The organism is Kitasatospora phosalacinea (assembly GCF_000717185.1).
GTDB lineage: Bacteria > Actinomycetota > Actinomycetes > Streptomycetales > Streptomycetaceae > Kitasatospora > Kitasatospora phosalacinea_A.
Genome location: NZ_JNYE01000005.1, coordinates 96,734 through 114,382, shown reverse-complemented (window position 1 = coordinate 114,382; position 17,649 = coordinate 96,734). Strand labels below are relative to the sequence as shown.

Below are 17,649 nucleotides of genomic sequence, written 5' to 3'. Positions count from 1 at the left end.
CGGGTCGTCGCGTCAGGGCTTGCGGGCGACGCCGGCCCAGATGGCGACCTCGTGGTCGGTGTCCTGCGGGGCCTGGTCGGGGCGCCACAGCGGGGCGGTGACCAGACCGGGGTCGAGCAGTTCGAGGCCGTCGAAGAAGCGCAGGACCTGTGCGCGGCTGCGCATGCTGAGCTGGGCGGTCGCGGACCGGTAGACGGCGGGGCCCCGGGCCGCGTCCTCGGGCGGGACGAAGTCGCCGGTGGCGTGCGAGAGGGCGAGGTAGCTGCCGGAGGGCAGGGCGTCGACCAGGGTGCGGACGATCGCGTACGGGTCGTCGGCGTCGTCGATGAAGTGCAGGATCGCGAACAGCTGGAGGGCGACCGGCTGTTCGAGGTCGAGCAGCTCGCGGACGGCCGGGTCGGCGAGGATCGCCTTGGGCTCCCGCAGGTCGGCCTGCAGGACGCTGACGGTGCCGGGCCGGGAGCCGGCCAGCAGGGCGCGGCCGTGGACCAGCACGATCGGGTCGTTGTCCAGGTAGGCGACCTTCGCGGCGGGGTCGACGGCCTGGGCGATCTCGTGGGTGTTCCCGGCGGACGGTATGCCGGTGCCGATGTCGAGGAACTGCCGCACGCCCTGCTCGGCGAGGGTGCGCACGGCCCGCTGCAGGAAGGCCCGGTTGGCCTGGGCGCTGATCCGCACCAGCGGGCTGAGCGACAGCACCTGTTCGGCGGCGGCCCGGTCAGCGGGGAAGTTGTCCTTCCCGCCGAGGTAGTAGTCGTACATCCGGGCCGGGTGCGGAATCTCGGGGCGGAGCTCGGCGGACGGCGGCGTGCTCTGGCCGCCGGACATCCAGTCGAGCGAGATTTCCTGATGGTCGGTCATATCTGGCTCCCCCGTCGGTGGAACGCGCTTCCGGGGGCAGCATAGACGGCCCGCCGGGCGGCGCGGCGGCGGGCCGGGAAAGAAGTGGATCAGTCCTCCGCCTCCGGCGCGCGGCCGGGTTCGGAGCCGGGCGCGCGGCCGGGTTCGGAGCCGGGTTCGGGGCCGCTGTCCGGGTCGCGGGTGAGGAGGTAGCGGGCGCCGGGCCCGGCGGCGGCGGCCCGGTCGGCGGCGTTGTAGAGGCCGCAGCGGGTCAGGGAGAGGCAGCCGCAGCCGATGCAGCCGGTCAACTTGGCCTTCATCAGCTGGAGTTCGGCGATCTGCCGGTCGATGCGGTGCTGCCAGGCGGCGGCGACGGCGTTCCACTCGCGGGTGGTGGGGGCGCGGTCCTCGGGGAGCCGGGCGAGGGCGGTGCGGGCCTCGTCGAGGCTGAGGCCGACCTGCTGGGCGGCCCGGACGAAGGCGATCCGGCGCAGGGCGGCGCGGGGGTAGCGGCGCTGGTTGCCGGCGGTGCGGGTGGAGTGGATCAGGCCGAGGCTCTCGTAGTAGCGCAGCGCGGAGGCGGCGAGGCCGCTGCGCTCGGCCAGCTGGCCGATGGTGAGGACGTCGTGCCGGGAGGGCGTCATGGCCGTGCACGATACCGGGGAGCGGGCGCTTGACTTCAAGCGCGCTTGAAGTTGGAGGCTCTCTCCCATGACGAGCGACACGACAGAGGCGCGCGGAGCGACGCGCACGGGCGGCCGCGTCGGGTACGGCGACCTGCCGGGCCTGATCGCGCTGATGGCGGGCGACGAGAAGCACTCCCCGGCCGCGCACTCCACCCTGGACGCGCTGTGGGTGCTGTACGACCGGGTCCTGGACGTCGGCCCGGGCACCGCGGACGCGCCGGAGCGGGACAGGTTCCTGCTGTCCAAGGGCCACGGCCCGATGGCGTACTACGCGGTGCTGGCCGCGAAGGGCTTCTTCCCGGTGGAGCTGCTGCGCAGCTTCGGCGCCTACGACTCGCCGCTGGGCCACCACCCGGACCGGCTGCTGGTGCCGGGTGCGGAGATCGGCTCCGGTTCGCTGGGGCACGGCCTGCCGCTGGCGGTGGGGACGACGCTGGGCCTGCGGGCGCAGGGGCTGGACGGCCCGGCGGTGTGGGTGCTGGTCGGGGATGCCGAGTTCGACGAGGGCTCCAACCACGAGGCGGTGGCCTTCGCCGGGGCGGTCGGCCTGGAGCGGCTGCACACCGTGGTGATCGACAACTCCTCGGCCACGCACGGCTGGCGGGGCGGCATCGCGGCCCGCTTCGCGGCCGAGGGCTGGTCGACGGCGACCGTGGACGGCCGCGACCACGAGCAGCTGTACCGGGCGTTCACCGCCCCGCACCCGGGCCGCCCGCACGCGGTGGTGGCCCGCACCGAACCCAAGTACGGCTGAGCGCAGGGGAGAAGAGACCATGCAGAGCACCCACGAGGCGACCATGCGCGAGCAGTTCGGCGCGACCGTCACCGAGCTGCTGGAGCGGGACCCGCGCACCGCGCTGGTGCTCGCCGACATCGGGACGGCGCAGTTCGCCGGGGCGGCCCGCGCCCACCCCGACCGGGTGGTGAACGTCGGCATCCGCGAGCAGCTGCTGATCGGCGCGGCGGGCGGCCTGGCGCTGACCGGGCTGCGGCCGATCGCGCACACCTTCGCCAGCTTCCTGGTCGAACGGCCCTTCGAGCAGGTGAAGTTGGACCTGGTGCACCAGGGCGTCGGCGCGGTCCTGGTGAGCGCCGCCGGCTCCTACGACTGGCCGGCCGGCGGCCGCACCCACATGGCCCCGGGCGACGTCGCGCTGCTCGACACCCTCCCCGGCTGGCACGTCCACGTCCCCGGCCACCCCGCCGAGGCGGACCTGCTGCTGCGCCACGCGGTGGCCGCCGACGACACCCTGCAGTACGTCCGGCTCTCCGAGCACCGCAACGCCGAGGCGCAGCCCGTCGCCCCCGGCAGGTTCCTGACCGTCCGGCAGGGGACCCGGACGGCGGGCACGGTGCTGGCGGTCGGCCCGATGCTGGACGCGGTGCTGGAAGCCACCGGGACGCTGGACGTGACGGTGCTGTACGCGGCCACCGTCCGCCCGTTCGACGCGGCGGGCCTGCGCGCCGCGCTGGGCGAGCGGGCCGACGTGGTGCTGGTCGAGCCCTACCTGGCGGGCACCTCCGAGCGCGCGGCGCACCGGGCGCTCGCCGAACTGCCGCACCGCGTCCTGTCCCTGGGCGTCCCGCAGGCCGAGCACCGGCACTACGGCTCGGTCCCCGAGCACCTGGCCGCCTACGGCCTGGACGCGGCGGGCCTGCACGCCCGGATCGCCGAGTACCTCTGGTAGGCCCGCAGGCCCGCAGGCCCGCAGGCCGCTCAGGCGGTGCGGACGACCGCCACCGCGTCCGGGCCGAGCAGCACCGCGCCGTTCGGCCCGGCCGCGACCTCGCCGAACGAGGCCTCCAGCGCGGCGAGTTCGCCCTCCAGCGGGACGGGCAGCGGCTGCGGGCCGCCGCCGAGCCGCACCAGCACCCGGTAGCGGCCGCGGTGCACCGCCAGCCAGCCGGCCGCCGCGTCGTGGCGCACCCGCACCGCCGCCAGGTCGCCGTCCGCGAGCTCCGGGGCGGTGCGCCGCAGCCGGATCAACTGCCGGTACCAGGCGAGCAGTTCGGCGTGCGGTGCGCGCCCGGGCTCGGACCAGTCCAGGGTGGAGGCGGCGACGGTGGCCGGGCTCTGCGGATCGGGCACGTCCTCGGCCCGCCAGCCGTGCTCGGCGAACTCCCGCCGCCGCCCCTGCCGGACGGCCTCGGCCAACTGCGGGTCGGTGTGGTCGGTGAAGTACTGCCAGGGCGTGCCCGCGCCCCACTCCTCGCCCATGAACAGCATCGGCGTGAACGGCGAGGTCAGCACCAGCGCCGCGGCCGCCGCCAGCCGTCCCGGCGGCAGCGCCGCGGAGAGCCGGTCGCCGGTGGCCCGGTTGCCGACCTGGTCGTGGGTCTGCGCGTAGCCCAGCAGCCGGTGCCCGCGCTCCGGCGGGAACGGGCGGCCGTGCGAGCGGCCCCGGAACGAGGACCAGCTCCCGTCGTGGAAGAAGCCCTGGGTGAGCGTCTTGGCGAGCGCCGCGTACGGGTCGGCGGCGAAGTCCGCGTAGTAGCCCTGCGATTCGCCGGTCAGCAGGCAGTGCAGCGCGTGGTGGAAGTCGTCGCTCCACTGCGCGTCCAGGCCCTGCCCGCCCGCCTCCCGGGCGGCGGTGGTGCGCGGGTCGTTCAGGTCGGACTCGCCGACCAGGAACAGCGGGCGCCCGGTCGCCTGCGCCAACTTCTGCACCTCGGCGGCGAGTTCCTCCAGGAAGTGCCGGGCCCGGGTGTCCACCAGGGCGTGCACCGCGTCCAGTCGCAGCCCGTCGATCCGGTAGTCGCGCAGCCAGGCCAGCGCGCTGCCGACCAGGAACGCCCGCACCTCGTCCGAGCCCGGCGCGTCCAGGTTGACCGCCGAACCCCACGGCGTCTGGTGCCGGTCGGTGAAGTACGGGCCGTACTGCGGAAGGTAGTTGCCGGACGGGCCGAGGTGGTTGTGCACCACGTCCAGCACCACGCCCAGGCCGCGCCGGTGCGCCGCGTCCACGAAGCGCTTCAGCCCGTCCGGGCCGCCGTACGGCTCGTGCACCGCCCACAGGTCCACCCCGTCGTACCCCCAGCCGGAGCGGCCCGGGAAGGCGCACACCGGCATCAACTCGACGAAGTCGACGCCCAGTTCGACCAGGTGGTCGAGCTTCTCGGCGGCCGCGTCGAACGTCCCCTCCAGGGTGAACGTCCCGACGTGCAGCTCGTACACCACCGAGCCCGGCAGCGGGCGCCCCCGCCAGGCCGTCTCCGACCAGGCGAACGCCGCGTGGTCGACGGGGCGGCTCAGCCCGTCCGGGCCGAACGGCTGCCGGGCCGAGCGCGGGTCCGGCAGCGCCCGGCCCCCGTTCAGCCGGAACCCGTAGTCGCCCTCCGGCGCCTCGCCGCGCCACCAGCCCGGCCGGGCCGGGTCGCGCTCCAGCAGGTACGGGACCGCCCCGACCTCGACCTCGACCACCTTGGCGTCCGGCGCCCACACCTGGTACCGCATCACGACCCCTCCGAGAGCAACGCCACCGGCAACTGCCGGAACAGGTAAGACAGTTCGACCGGGCCGCCGGTGAAGTGGCGGTCCGTCAGCAGGTCCGTCCAGCGGCCCGGCGGCAGCTCCAGCGTGGTCTCGCGCCAGCCGCCCGCCCGGTGCAGCCCGTACGGCAGCCGGGTCGCCGCGCACAGCACCCGCTCGCCCCGCCCGAACGCCACCAGGTGCTCCGCGGCCGGGCCGTCCGCCGCCAGCGGCCGGTACGAGCCCAGCTCGCGGGTGCGGCGCAGGTGCAGGGCCGTGGTGGTCAGGTGCAGCTTCTCCCGGGCCAGGTCGCCCGGGCGCGGCTCCGGCGAGTCGGTCAGCCGCACCGCCAGCGCGCCCAGGTCCACCGGCGCCCGGTTGTCCGGGTCGACCAGCGTGTACAGCGGCTCCTCGCCACCCTGGAACACGTCCGGCACGCCCGGCGCCAGCAGGTGCAGCAGCGCCGCCGACAGCGAGTTCACCCGGGCGAACGGCGCGATCAGCCCGGCGAACCCGGCGATCCGCGGGCACAGTCCCGGATTGGCCAGCGCCCCCCGCAGGTACTGCGTCAGCCAGCCCTCGAACCCGGTGTCCGGCTCCTTCCACGAGGTGCGCCGCTTCGCCTCCCGCACCGACTTCAGCACCACCCCCAGCAGCCGCTCCTCGGACAGCGGCCACGCCGCCAGCAGCGTCTGCCACAGCAGCCAGGCCGTCGAGCGGTCCGCGCACGGCCCCGCCGCCAGCGTCCACGCCGCGCACTCCGCCGCCCACACCTCCGGCAGCTCCGCCAGCACCGCCAGACGGGCCCGGGCGTCCGCGCTGCGCTTGGTGTCGTGCGTGGACAGCGCCGTCATCGCGCCCGGCCACAGCCGCTCCTGCTCCGCGCACCAGTGGTGGAACTCCGCCACCGACACGCCCGGACGCTCCGGCAGGCCGCCCACCTCGTTCAGCGACAGCAGCGCGTTGAACCGGTAGAACGCGGTGTCCTCCACGCCCTTCGCCGCCACCGCCGACGCGGTCTGCCCGAACCGGTGGCAGAACTCGTCCTTCGCCGCCGACCGCCCCAGCCCGCCCAGCGCCAGCGCCCGCACCAGCAGGGCGGTGTCCGAGCCGTCCGGCGGGGCCGCCAGCGCCGCCCGCGCCTCGGCCGGGGCGTCCTCGCCCGGCACCACGTACGGCCGGTACACCGGGTAGCCGGCCAGCAGCTCCTCCAGCGCCCGGCGCACCGCCAGCGGCGCGTGGTCCGCCAGCTCCGGGCCCTCCGCGCAGATCCGCCCCACCAGGCGGGCCAGCCGCTCGGTCTCCGCCGACAGCGCCCCGCCCGGCGCGACCATCTCGGCCCGCCCGGCCCGGCCCGCCTCCGCCGGACCGGCCGCCTCGCCCACGTCCCGCCGGTAGGCCGCGAACAGCTTCTCCGCGCCCCGCCGGTCGGTCAGCACCCCGTCGATCCGGCGCAGCGCGTCGTACCCCGTCGTCCCCGCGCACGGCCAGTCCGCGGGCAGCGCCTCGTCCCCGGTCAGGATCTTCTCCACCACCGTGTACGCCCCGCCGGTGGCCTCCGCGAGCCGCCGCAGGTAGCCGCGCGGATCCGCCAGCCCGTCCGGGTGGTCGATCCGGAAGCCCGCCAGCACGCCCTCCCGGTGCAGCCGCAGCAGCACCCCGTGCGTCGCCTCGAACACCTCCGGGACCTCCACCCGGACGGCGATCAGGTCGTTGACGGTGAAGAAGCGGCGGTAGTTGACCTGCTCGTCGGCCAGCTGCCACCAGCACAGCCGGTACCACTGCCGCTCCAGCAGCTCCGGCAGCGGCAGCCCCTCGGTGCCGGGCCGCAGCGGGAACTCGTGCTCGTGGTAGCGCAGCACCCCGCCGTCCACCGCCAGCTGCCCCAGCACCGCGCCCAGCCGGTCGCCCAGCAGCGGCAGCAGCAGCCGCCCCCGCTCCGGCGCGTCCACCGGGCCCGGCTGGGCCGTCCAGTCGATGTCGAACCAGGCCGCGAACGGGTCGTCCGGGCCGTTCTTCAGCACCTGCCACAGCGGCCCGTTCAGCCGCTCCGGCACCGGCAGCGCCATGTGGTTCGGCACCACGTCCGCGATCAGCGCCAGCCCGTGCGCCGCCGCCTCCGCGGCCAGCTCGCGCAGCGCCCCCTCGCCGCCCAGCTGCTCGCTGATCCGGCTGTGGTCGAGCGTGTCGTACCCGTGCGTCGACCCCGCCACCGCCTCCAGCAGCGGCGACAGGTGCAGGTGCGACACGCCGAGCGCCGCCAGGTACGGCACCGCCCGGCGGGCGTCGTGCAGCGTGAACTCCGGCTGCAGCTGGAGCCGGTAACTGGCCGTCGGGGTACCGGCCGGCTCGGGGCGTGCGGCGGCTGAGGTCATACCCGCATGCCTACCCTGGCCGCCCCGCCCCTACCGCCCGCACTGCGCCGAACGGGCGCCGAACGGGCGCGCGGCGCCCCCCCGCGCTCAGACCGGATCGGGCTCCGCGACCCCCTCGCCCGCCAGCGCCCGGGCCGCCGCCAGCTCCGCCGCCTCCCCGGTCAGCGCCGCCTCCACCATCGCGTACGCGTCCGGCCCCACCGGCACCCGCACCGGGCCCGACCCCGCCGCGACGACCCGCAGCACCAGCTCCGCGAACGCCTCCGGCCGGTTCAGCTCCGCGTCCCCCGCCATGCCGCGCAGCGCCGCGCGCATCGGCGCCAGCGCCTCCCCGTACTCCGGCAGCCGCCCCGCCGCCTCGGCCAGCGAGTTCCCGTACGAGGTGGCGAAACCGCCCGGCTCCACCACCGTCACCCGCACCCCGAACGGCGCGGCCTCCGCCGCCAGCGCCAGGCTCGCCCCCTCCAGCGCGAACTTGCCCGCCACGTACGCCCCCAGGCCGGGGAAGGCCATCCGGCCGCCCACCGAGGAGACGTTCACCACGTGCCCGCCGCCCTGCGCCCGCATCAGCGGCAGCACCAGCCGGGCCAGCCGCCACGGCGCCACCGCCAGCACCTCCAGCTGGTCGCGCAGCTCCGCGTCCGAGACCTCCTCCACCGCCCCGAACAGGCCCACCCCGGCGTTGTTCACCAGCACGTCCACCCCGCCCAGGCGCTCGCGGGCCAGCTCCACCACCGCCGCGCAGTCCGCCGCGCTGCGCAGCTCCAGCCGGGCCGGCACCACCTGCGCCGGGAACTGCGCCGCCAGCGCGTCCAGCGGCGAGGCCCCCCGGCTGGTCGCCACGATCCGGTCCCCGGCCGCCACCACCGCCCGCGCCAGCGCCAGCCCCAGCCCCGACGAACACCCGGTCACCAACCACCGACGAGACACTTCGTACCCCCTCTGATCTGCGGTTTCACGCTGCAGAGGGGGTTACCCGGGCCCGGGCGCGGTTAGGCGTACCGGTCGGGGGCGAACCGGAGCACTACGCCGGGCGCTGGAGCACCAGCAGCGCGCGGTCGGGCAGGCGCAGGGTGTCGCCGGCCTTGACGCGGGGGCCGGCGCCGCGCGGGGGGAGGGCGGGGAGGGCGGTGTCGACGACGACCTGCCAGGCCTCGCCGTGACCGGCGGGGACGGTGAAGGTGAGCGGTTCGAAGTGGGCGTTGAACATCAGCAGGAAGGAGTCGTCGACGATCTTGCCGCCGCGCCGGTCCGGCTCGGAGATGGCGTTGCCGTTGAGGAAGACGGTCAGCGACTTCGCGTACGAGGTGGACCAGTCCCGCTCGGTCATCTCCTCGCCCGCGGGCGTGAACCAGGCGATGTCGGTGAGGTCGGCGTGCGGGCCGGAGACCGGGCGGCCGTGGAAGAAGCGGCGGCGGCGGAAGACCGGGTGGTCGCGGCGCAGCCAGATCATGCCCTGGGTGAACTCCAGCAGCGCGGCGTCCGCGCCCTCCCAGTCGACCCAGGTCAGCTCGGAGTCCTGGCAGTAGGCGTTGTTGTTGCCGCGCTGGGTGCGCCCGGCCTCGTCGCCGTGGCAGAGCATCGGGACGCCCTGGGAGAGCATCAGGGTGGCGATGAAGTTGCGCTGCTGGCGGGCCCGCAGGTCGAGGACGGCGGGGTCGGTGGTGGGGCCCTCGGCGCCGCAGTTCCAGGAGCGGTTGTGCGACTCGCCGTCCCGGTTGTCCTCGTGGTTGGCCTCGTTGTGCTTGCCGTTGTAGGAGACCAGGTCGCGCAGGGTGAAGCCGTCGTGGCAGGTGACGAAGTTGATCGAGGCGATCGGGCGGCGGCCGTCGTCCTGGTAGAGGTCGGAGGAGCCGGTCAGCCGGGAGCCGAACTCGGCCAGCGTCGCGGGCTCGCCGCGCCAGAAGTCGCGGACGGTGTCGCGGTACTTGCCGTTCCACTCGGTCCACAGCGGCGGGAAGTTGCCGACCTGGTAGCCGCCCTCGCCGAGGTCCCAGGGCTCGGCGATCAGCTTGGCCTGGGAGACCACCGGGTCCTGCTGGACGAGGTCGAAGAACGAGGAGAGCCGGTCGACCTCGTGGAACTGCCGGGCCAGCGTCGCGGCCAGGTCGAAGCGGAAGCCGTCCACGTGCATCTCGGTGACCCAGTAGCGCAGCGAGTCCATGATCATCTGGAGCACGTGCGGGCTGCGCATCAGCAGCGAGTTGCCGGTGCCGGTGGTGTCCTCGTAGAAGCGCCGGTCCTTGGCGAGCCGGTAGTACGAGGCGTTGTCCAGGCCGCGGAAGGAGAGCGTCGGGCCCAGGTGGTTGCCCTCCGCGGTGTGGTTGTAGACCACGTCGAGGATCACCTCGATCCCGGCCGCGTGCAGCGCCTTCACCATCGACTTGAACTCCTGCACCTGCTGCCCGCGGTCGCCGGTGGAGGAGTACGAGGAGTGCGGGGCGAAGAAGCCGACCGAGTTGTAGCCCCAGTAGTTCGACAGCCCCAGGTCGCGCAGCCGGTGGTCGCGGACGAACTGGTGCACCGGCATCAGCTCGATCGCGGTCACGCCCAGCTTCGCCAGGTGCTCGATCACCGCCGGGTGCGCCAGGCCCGCGTACGTGCCGCGGATCTCCTCCGGGATGCCCGGGTGCCGCCTGGTCAGGCCCTTGACGTGCGCCTCGTACACCACGGTGCGGTGGTAGTCGGTGCGCGGCGGCCGGTCGGTGCCCCAGTCGAAGTACGGGTTGATCACCACCGAGTGCATGGTGTGCGGCGCCGAGTCCAGGTCGTTGCGCCGCTCGGGCGCGCCGAAGTGGTAGCCGTACACCGACTCGTCCCAGTCGACGTGCCCGCTCATCGCCTTCGCGTACGGGTCGAGCAGCAGCTTCGCGGCGTTGTGCCGCTGGCCCAGGCCCGGCCGGTACGGGCCGTGCACGCGGAAGCCGTAGCGCTGGCCGGGCTGCACGCCCGGGAGGTAGGCGTGCCGGACGAAGGCGTCGGTCTCGCGGAGCTCGACCACCGTCTCGGTGCCGTCCTCGGCGAGCAGGCAGAGCTCGATCCGGTGCGCGCTCTCGGAGAACACGGCGAAGTTGGTGCCCGCGCCGTCATAGGTGGCACCGAGCGGGTACGGTTGCCCCGGCCAGACCTGCATGAGTCCTCAACTTCCTTGCGCAAGAGGCGAACTGGCGCTCCTGTGGGGGATTCCCGGCGGAGCGCCCGGCCATGTGCGGGGCGGCAACCAGGTGACGCACGGCACATCCGCATACTCCCCGGCGGCGGCCCGAACTCCTCGTCCATCCGCGCGTGGTTCGCCCGAACGGGTGTCCCGGCGGCCCGGCCCGTCGGCGCGGCGTGGCCGGGCGGTGACGGACCGTCGGGGCCCGGTCCGCTTGCTGTCAAGAGGGCTGCGGCCCGGCGGCACCGGGCGATACCCTTGATCGTCCGGACCGCGAGCCCCGGGCCCACGCGGCGTGCGACCAGGGCCGTCGTGGTGGAGCGACACAGCGGACGCACCGTCACCCGCAGGGCGGCGGACGAGAGGTGAGGTAGCGGATGGGGTTCCCCGCCGGCGGCGACGGCACGGACCCGCGGGCGGGCAGCAGCGAGGCCCCGACGCTGGTCGTCCGCGGCGGCCGCGGCCCGCTGCCCCCGCAGACCGGCCCCGTCGAGGGCGTGCCGCCCGCCTGGGCCGCCGAGCAGTGGGACGACGCCTACCGCCGGGTCCGCCTCGCGGGCCGCGCCTACGTCTGGCTCAACCTGGTCGAGCAGCGGATGCGCGCCCTGGTCGACGAGGTGCTGCGCCCCGTCTACGCGCCCGCGCACGGCGAGGAGTGGGTCACCGCCGCCGCCGGACCGGCCGGCGAGGAGTGGGTGCACCGGGCCGCCGCCGTCCGCGAGGTCTCCCGCCGCAAGGGCTACCTGCTCGACCCGCTCGACGACGACCCGCTGGTCTTCCTCACCCTGCCGCAGCTGCGCGAACTGATGGTGCAGCACTGGCCCTGCTTCGAACCGCACCTGGTGGACCGCCGGGAGGTCGAGCTGGCGCTCGACGAACTGGAGGTCGCCCGGCACGTGGTCTCCCGCAACCGGGCCCTGTCGCAGACCGTCCTCGACCAGACCGAGCGGGCCGCCGCCCGGCTGCTCGCCCTGCTCGACGGCGCGCACGGCGGCGTCCCCGCCGACGTGGTCGAGGAACTCGTCGCCGGCCGGTACGCCGACGTGGTCGCCGTCCACCCCGACCGGGTCCGCCTCCAGCGCGACCTGCCGGTCGAGGACCTGCTCGACGGCGCCCGGCGGCTGGACGCGGTCGGCATCGGCCTGGGCATGCTCTGCCAGAACTACACCGGCAAGCGGCTGGTCCGCCTCGCCTCCGAGGGCTGCCGGGTGCGGCTGCTGTTCCTCAACCCGGCGAGCAGCGCGGTGCGCCGCCGCGAACGCGAACTCGGGATCGGGCGCGGCGAGCTGGGCCGCGCCGTGGAGATGAACATCATGCACGTGCGCCGGGTCCGGGCCCGGCTGCGCGACCAGGGCAGCTTCGAGATCCGGGTGTTCGACGAACTGCCCCGGTTCACCGCCTACCTGGTCGAGGGCCAGCGCACCACCGGCGCGGGCGGGCGGCGGCGCTCCACCGACCTCGGCGTCGTCCAGCCCTACCTGCGCAAGGCCCGCGGCATCGAGTCGCCCGCCCTGGTGCTGCGCGGCGGCGCCGGGCAGGAGTCCGGCGGCACCGAGCCCGGGCTGCTGGAGGTCTACCGGGAGGAGTTCGAAGGGCTGTGGGGCGACTCCCGGCCGGTCTCCTGAGCGCGTACCGGCCCGTCCGGGGGGCAGACGTGCCGAGGACGCTGTCACTGCGGCAGGCGATGATGGACGCACCTTGGCAGTGCTGACGGAAGGACACACCCCATGACCTGGTGGAAGGGGCCGCTCACCGGTTTCGACCTGGAGACCACCGGCACCGACCCGGAGGAGTCACGGATCGTCACCGCCGCCGTGGTCGACACCCTCGGCGGCGGCGTCCAGGGCGCCACCACCTGGCTGCTCGACCCGGGCGTCCCGATACCCGCCGAGGCCGCCGCCATCCACGGCATCACCGACGCCGAGGCCCGCGCGCACGGCCGCCCCGCCGCCGCGGCCGTCGAGGAGATCGCCCGCGCCCTGGCCGAGCGGCTCGCCGCCGGGCGCCCCGTGGTCGCCTTCAACGCCCCGTTCGACCTCTCCCTGCTCGACGCCGAACTGCGCCGCCACGGCCTGCCCACGCTGGCCGAGCGCCTCGGCGGCCCGGTCGGCCCGGTGGTCGACGCGATGGTCGTCGACCGCGCCCTGGACAAGTACCGCAAGGGCTCGCGCACCCTGCAGCGGGTCTGCGAGGTCTACGGCGTCGAACTGCGCGACGCCCACGAGGCGGGCAGCGACGCGCTGGCCGCCGTCCGGGTCGCCGTCGCCCTCGGCCACCGGTACCCGGACCAGGCCGGCGACCTGCCGCTGGACGAACTGCACCGCCGCCAGGTCGACTGGCACCGCGCCTGGGCCGCCGACCTGCAGAGCTGGCTGCGCCGCAAGGACCCGGCGGCCGTGGTCGACCCGCGCTGGCCGCTCAAGGACGCCTCCTGAGCGCTGCGGCCGGGGGCCCGGGTCAGGACTGCGGGAAGTCGAAGGCGTAGCCCTGGGCGACCATCCACGGCAGCAGCTGTTCGAGCGCCGCCACCGTCTGGCTGCGGTCGCCGCCGCCGTCGTGCATCAGCACCACCCCGCCCGGGCGCAGGTTGTGCTGCACGTCGGAGACGATCGCCTGCACGCCCGGGCGCGACCAGTCGCGCGGGTCGACCGTCCAGCCCAGCGACTTCATGCCGAAGTCGGCGCCGATCCGCTCGTTCTCCGCGGTGAAGTCGCCGCCCGGGGCGCGCCACCAGGTGATCGTCGCGTTGCCGCCCGCGGCCCGCTCGATGTCCGCCTTGGCGTCGCCGATCTCGGCGACCTGCTGCTCGTGCGTCTGGGCGTGCATCGGCTGCGGGTGGTCCACGGTGTGGTCGCACAGCCGGTGGCCCTCGGCGAGGATCCGCTGCACCGCCGCCGGGCGGGCCTTCGCGTTGTCGCCGATCTCGCAGAACGTCGCCTTGGCGCCGTACTGCGCCAGCAGGTCCAGCACCCGGCCGGTGGCCGGGCCCGGGCCGTCGTCGAAGGTCAGCGCGACCGTCCGCCCGCCGGAGGCGGTGTGCCGCAGCACGCCGGTGGCGGGCGCGGGCGGGGTGGCCGCCGTGCGGCTCGGGCCCGGCTGCGCCGGGACGGTCGTCCGCGGCGCGGACGGGGACGCGTAGGGGGAGGCGGGCGTGGCGGCGGCCGTCGGGGCGGCCGTCGGGGAGGTGCTCGCGGTCGGCGAGGGGGTCCGGGTGGGGGCGGCGGTGGTCTCCGCGGCCTCGCCCGGGGTCGGCCGGGCCGCCACCGAGGCGTCCCCGCCCGCCGCGCCGCTCGCGCCGGTGCTGGCGCTCGGGGCGGCGGTGCGGTGCGCGGCGTCCCCCGCCGCGGAGGGGGAGCCCGGTGCGCCGCACGCCACCAGCAGGGCGGAGGTGCCGAGCAGCGCGGAGGCGCCGAGCAGGAGGGAACGACGGGGGGCGGGTATGCGGGCCTTCACCATGGGGGCGACTCCTGACGTCGTACCGGCCGCCTCGGGGGCGGGGCGTCCGGTACGACGCCAGGCACGAGCGGGGTGGTTCCGTCCGGGTGTGGGCTGCGCCACAGTGCGGCGGGGAGCGCCGCGCCGCGGGGCGCGGCGACCGGACGGAAGCGGGCAGAACGGGAGTTAACGGTCGGAAAGCGATTCAAACGGTCAGAACGCGAACCAGCGTACTGCCGTCGCCCCGTCCCGCAGGGAGTCCACCCGGCGGCGGAACTCGGCCGCCGCGGACGGGTTCCCGGCCGCCTGCTGCGCCACCCACGCGGCGCTCGCGGTCTCCCGCGCCCCGCGCAGCACCGCGAAGCCGGGCCAGTCGCGGACGCTCCATCCGTAGGCCGCGTCGAACGCGGCGACCTCCTCGGCCGGTACGCCGTAGCGGTCCTGACTGAGCGCCAGCACCACCAGGTCGTGCTCGCGGAGGTCCGCCGCCATGTACTCCAGGTCGAGCAGCACCGGCCCGTCCGGGGTCACGTGCACGTTGCGCGGGAGCGCGTCGCCGTGGATCGGGCCGGGCGGCAGGACGGGGTCGAGCCCGGCGACCGCGGTGAGAAAGGTCTCCTTCCGGTCGCGCAGGAAGGCCGTGTCGGCCGGGTCGACGTGGCCCTCCGCGGCGGCCAGCCAGCCGTCCACCGGCGCCAGCAGCTCGCGCCGCCCCAGCGGGACGGGCGCGGCCCCCAGCGCGTGCAGGGCGGTCAGCAGCGGGGCCAGGTCGACCGGCCGGGCCGGGCGGACGGCCGGGGGCAGCCGGTGCCACCACGTCACCGGGTGCTCCCGCACCACGTGCACCCCGGCCCCGGCGGGGCGGACCACCGGCACGCCCGCGCCGTCCAGCCACCCCGCCAGCGCGAGCTCGCGCTCGGCCCGGGCGGCCTCCCCCGGGGTGCGGCCCACCTTGGCGACCAGGCCCTCGGCGGGCAGGTCGAAGACCGCGTTCTGCCCCAGGGCGAGCAGCGCGGCCCCGGCCGGATCGATCCCGGCCGGGGCGCACGCCTCCTGCAGGAGGGCCAGCGCCCTCGGTTCGTCGAAGATCACCCGTTCATTGTCGGGCACCCGGGCCGCGGGGCCGGGGCGCTACCGGTGGGCGCCGGCCCCCAGCAGCCGGGGTTCGTGCGCCGCCCCCTCGGTGCCCTCCGCCCCGCCCGGCAGGCCCTCGGCCTCGATCCGGGGGAGCCAGTGCAGCCAGCGGGGCAGGTACCAGTTGCGCTCGCCGAGCAGGGTCATCACGGCGGGGAGCAGGACGGCCCGGATGATCGTGGCGTCGATCAGGACGGCGACGGCCAGGCCGACGCCCATCTGCTTCATGGACTGCATGGAGAGCGTCCCGAAGACCGAGAAGACGCCGACCATGATGACCGCGGCGCTGGTGACGACGCCCGCGGTGGTGCGGATGCCGTGGGCGACGGCGGCCCGGGTGTCCATGCCGCGGTCCCGGGCCTCCTTGATCCGGGAGACCACGAAGACGTGGTAGTCCATCGAGAGGCCGAAGAGGATGACGAACAGGAACAGCGGGACCCAGCTCTCCACCGCGCCGACGCCCGCGGTGCCGATCAGCGAGGCGCCGACGCCGTGCTGGAAGACCAGGGCGAGCACGCCGTAGGCCGCGCCGACGGAGAGCAGGTTGAGCAGGACGGCGGTGACGGCGACGGACAGCGAGCGGAAGGAGAGCAGCATCAGCAGGAAGGCGAAGGCGACCACGAAGCCGAACACCGGCAGCATCGAGTCGGACATCTGCCGGTTGAAGTCGACCGATCCGGCGGTGCTGCCGGTGACCGGGGCCTCGGTGCCGGGCACCCTGCCGACCGTGGCCGGGACGACCTCCTCGCGCAGGGTCTCCAGCGCGGCGGCCGAGGTCTCGTCGTTGCCGCTGCCGTAGAGCGGGATGTCGACCGTCGCGACGTTCTGCTCGGCGTGCACGGTCACCTCGGTGGGGCCGTGCATCCTGCCGGTGGCGAGGGCGCGGGACTGCAGTTCGGCGAGGGCCGCGGTCATCTCGGGGGAGGTGATGTCCCGGGCCTTGACCACGACGGTGGCGGGGGAGGGGCTGCCGGGGAAGGCGGCCTCGACCCGCTGCGAGGTGGCGACCAGGGTGTTGCCCTTCGGCAGCTGCTGCTGGAAGGTCAGGTTCGCGGTGTGCATGGTCAGCAGCGGGGCGGCGATCACCAGCAGCACGCCGGTGGCGAGCGCGGCGGCGGCCAGCGGGCGGCGCAGCACCGGGGTGAGCACCGCGTTCCAGAACCGGCTGCCCTGCCCGGCCTCGCGGCGCAGGCGGTGCGGGAAGGGGAGGCGGCCCTTCTCCACCCGGTCCCCCAGCATCGAGAGCAGGGCGGGCAGCACCGTCAGCGAGCCGAGCACGGCGGTGACCACGACCACGATGGTGGCGAAGGACATCGCCCGGAAGTCGGCGATGCCGGTGAGGAACATGCCCGCCATCGCGACCACGACCGTCACGCCGGAGACCAGGACGGCGCGGCCGCTGGTCGCGGCGGCGATCCGCAGCGCGGTGGCGCGGTCGCGGCCCGCGGCGCGCTCCTCGCGCTCGCGGCGCAGGTAGAAGAGGCAGTAGTCGACGCCGACGGCGAGGCCGACCAGCAGCATCACGGAGCTGGCGTCGTCGCTGGTGTGCAGCAGGCCGGAGGAGAGGGCGACCAGGCCGCCCGCGGCGACGAAGGCGGTGACCGCCAGGACCACCGGCAGCACGGCGGCGACCACGGCCCCGAAGGCGACCAGCAGGATGCCCAGGGCGAGCGGCACGGCCGTCCACTCCGCGCGGGCGAAGTCGTCCTTGAACTGGTCGCTGAACCACTTGCCGGCGCTGGCCTCGCCGTACTCCTCGATCACGAAGTCGGCGTGCTGCCGCTGCACGCCCGCCACCGCGTCCATCACCGCGGGCACGTTGGCGACCGCGGCCTCGCGGTCCTCGCCGTTCACGGTGAACTGGAGCAGCGCGGAGTGCCGGTCCGCGGAGAGCGCGCCGGTGTCGTACGGGCTGTGCGCCCCGCCGGTGCGGCCGGTGGCCAGGACGGCGGCGGAGACCTGGTCGACCGCGGCGCGGAAGGCCGGGTCGTCGACCGTCAGCGCGGCGCTCTGCACCAGCACCGTCTCGCCGGCCGGGGACTTGAGGCCCGCGTCGTCCAGGATCTTCGCGGCCCGGGCGACCTGGCCGGGCATCGACTCGGCGTCGGTGACCTTGTCGGAGCCGTGCGCGCCGCCGAGGAAGGAGACGATCACGACGAACAGTAGCCACCCGAAGACCGCGGTCTTCCGGTGGCGGGCGCTCCAGGCACCCATGGTGGCGGCGATTCCCTGCTTCACGGCTGGCTCCCCCAGGTGTCGGACGGTCGGCGGACCGCCCCGGTCAGTGCGCCGCGGACGAGGCTGCTGCGGCACGACAAACGGTAGGAAGCGGTGCCTTGACGGACCATCCGGCTAGTCACCGGTTTTCCCCTGAGCCTGGCCCCAGGGTCGAGTAGGGGGTTATCCCCACCCCAGGGGCCGGGGTCTCCTCCTCGGGGGAGGTGCGGCGTCCACCCTGAGGGGGAGCGATCTCCACCCGGAGTACGAGGTGGAGAGGCCCCCGGCCGGGTGACGATGGTGCGGGGCCGGCTCCGTGGCCGTCCCTGGGGGGCA

At 75.3% G+C, this 17,649-nt stretch carries 13 protein-coding genes; 4 read left to right on the top strand and 9 right to left on the bottom strand.

Translation table 11 applies throughout. The annotated features are described in order from the left end of the window. Window positions 1-12 precede the first annotated feature (12 nt). Together OO57_RS03755 and soxR are read right to left on the bottom strand one after the other, a co-directional pair. A complete protein-coding gene (locus OO57_RS03755) occupies window positions 13-861 on the bottom strand; it encodes an SAM-dependent methyltransferase (protein WP_033250800.1) in 849 nt (282 codons plus the stop codon). Between the two features lie 89 nt (window positions 862-950). After that, on the bottom strand, window positions 951-1,484 hold the full coding sequence (soxR, locus tag OO57_RS03750) for a redox-sensitive transcriptional activator SoxR (RefSeq protein ID WP_033250799.1): 534 nt from the start codon (window positions 1,482-1,484) through the stop codon (window positions 951-953). A 67-nt stretch (window positions 1,485-1,551) separates the two neighbouring features. Between soxR and OO57_RS03745 the strand changes: the two genes are divergently transcribed. Next, window positions 1,552-2,280, top strand: coding sequence for a hypothetical protein (locus OO57_RS03745; RefSeq protein WP_033250798.1), 729 nt, complete (start codon window positions 1,552-1,554; stop codon window positions 2,278-2,280). A 19-nt stretch (window positions 2,281-2,299) separates the two neighbouring features. Next, window positions 2,300-3,214 carry a transketolase family protein gene (locus OO57_RS03740; RefSeq protein WP_033250797.1) on the top strand — a complete coding sequence of 305 codons (915 nt, stop codon included), beginning with the start codon at window positions 2,300-2,302 and terminating at the stop codon, window positions 3,212-3,214. Between the two features lie 29 nt (window positions 3,215-3,243). Here the strand turns inward: OO57_RS03740 and treZ are convergent, their stop codons facing one another. The 4 genes from treZ to glgX form a co-directional block, all read right to left on the bottom strand. Further along, on the bottom strand, window positions 3,244-4,980 hold the full coding sequence (gene treZ, locus OO57_RS03735) for a malto-oligosyltrehalose trehalohydrolase (RefSeq protein WP_033250796.1): 1,737 nt from the start codon (window positions 4,978-4,980) through the stop codon (window positions 3,244-3,246). Beyond that, the gene (gene treY, locus OO57_RS03730) at window positions 4,980-7,370 is read right to left on the bottom strand and encodes a malto-oligosyltrehalose synthase (protein WP_051776495.1); all 2,391 of its coding nucleotides are present in this window, start codon (window positions 7,368-7,370) and stop codon (window positions 4,980-4,982) included. The genes treZ and treY overlap by 1 nt, the downstream gene beginning before the upstream one ends. Before the next feature lie 87 nt (window positions 7,371-7,457). Further along, window positions 7,458-8,282 carry an SDR family NAD(P)-dependent oxidoreductase gene (locus tag OO57_RS03725; RefSeq protein ID WP_234337210.1) on the bottom strand — a complete coding sequence of 275 codons (825 nt, stop codon included), beginning with the start codon at window positions 8,280-8,282 and terminating at the stop codon, window positions 7,458-7,460. 112 nt (window positions 8,283-8,394) lie between these two features. Then, window positions 8,395-10,503, bottom strand: a complete 2,109-nt coding sequence (glgX, locus tag OO57_RS03720) for a glycogen debranching protein GlgX (RefSeq protein ID WP_033250794.1) — start codon at window positions 10,501-10,503, stop codon at window positions 8,395-8,397. A gap of 401 nt (window positions 10,504-10,904) precedes the next feature. Here glgX and OO57_RS03715 point away from each other — a divergent pair, with 401 nt between their 5' ends. Together OO57_RS03715 and OO57_RS03710 are read left to right on the top strand one after the other, a co-directional pair. Then, window positions 10,905-12,152, top strand: a complete 1,248-nt coding sequence (locus tag OO57_RS03715; protein ID WP_033250793.1) for an SAV2148 family HEPN domain-containing protein — start codon at window positions 10,905-10,907, stop codon at window positions 12,150-12,152. A gap of 102 nt (window positions 12,153-12,254) precedes the next feature. Then, window positions 12,255-12,962, top strand: a complete 708-nt coding sequence (locus OO57_RS03710; protein WP_033250792.1) for an exonuclease domain-containing protein — start codon at window positions 12,255-12,257, stop codon at window positions 12,960-12,962. A gap of 22 nt (window positions 12,963-12,984) precedes the next feature. Here OO57_RS03710 and OO57_RS03705 read toward each other — a convergent pair whose 3' ends face one another. The 3 genes from OO57_RS03705 to OO57_RS03695 form a co-directional block, all read right to left on the bottom strand. Then, complete coding sequence (locus OO57_RS03705; protein ID WP_033250791.1) at window positions 12,985-13,983, bottom strand: polysaccharide deacetylase family protein; 999 nt, start codon at window positions 13,981-13,983, stop codon at window positions 12,985-12,987. Between the two features lie 192 nt (window positions 13,984-14,175). Beyond that, on the bottom strand, window positions 14,176-15,054 hold the full coding sequence (locus tag OO57_RS03700) for an aminoglycoside phosphotransferase family protein (protein ID WP_081973436.1): 879 nt from the start codon (window positions 15,052-15,054) through the stop codon (window positions 14,176-14,178). Window positions 15,055-15,093: 39 nt separating this feature from the next. Next, window positions 15,094-17,310: an MMPL family transporter gene (locus tag OO57_RS03695; protein WP_051776510.1), complete on the bottom strand. Its 2,217-nt coding sequence runs from the start codon at window positions 17,308-17,310 to the stop codon at window positions 15,094-15,096. Between the last annotated feature and the right edge of the window lie 339 nt (window positions 17,311-17,649).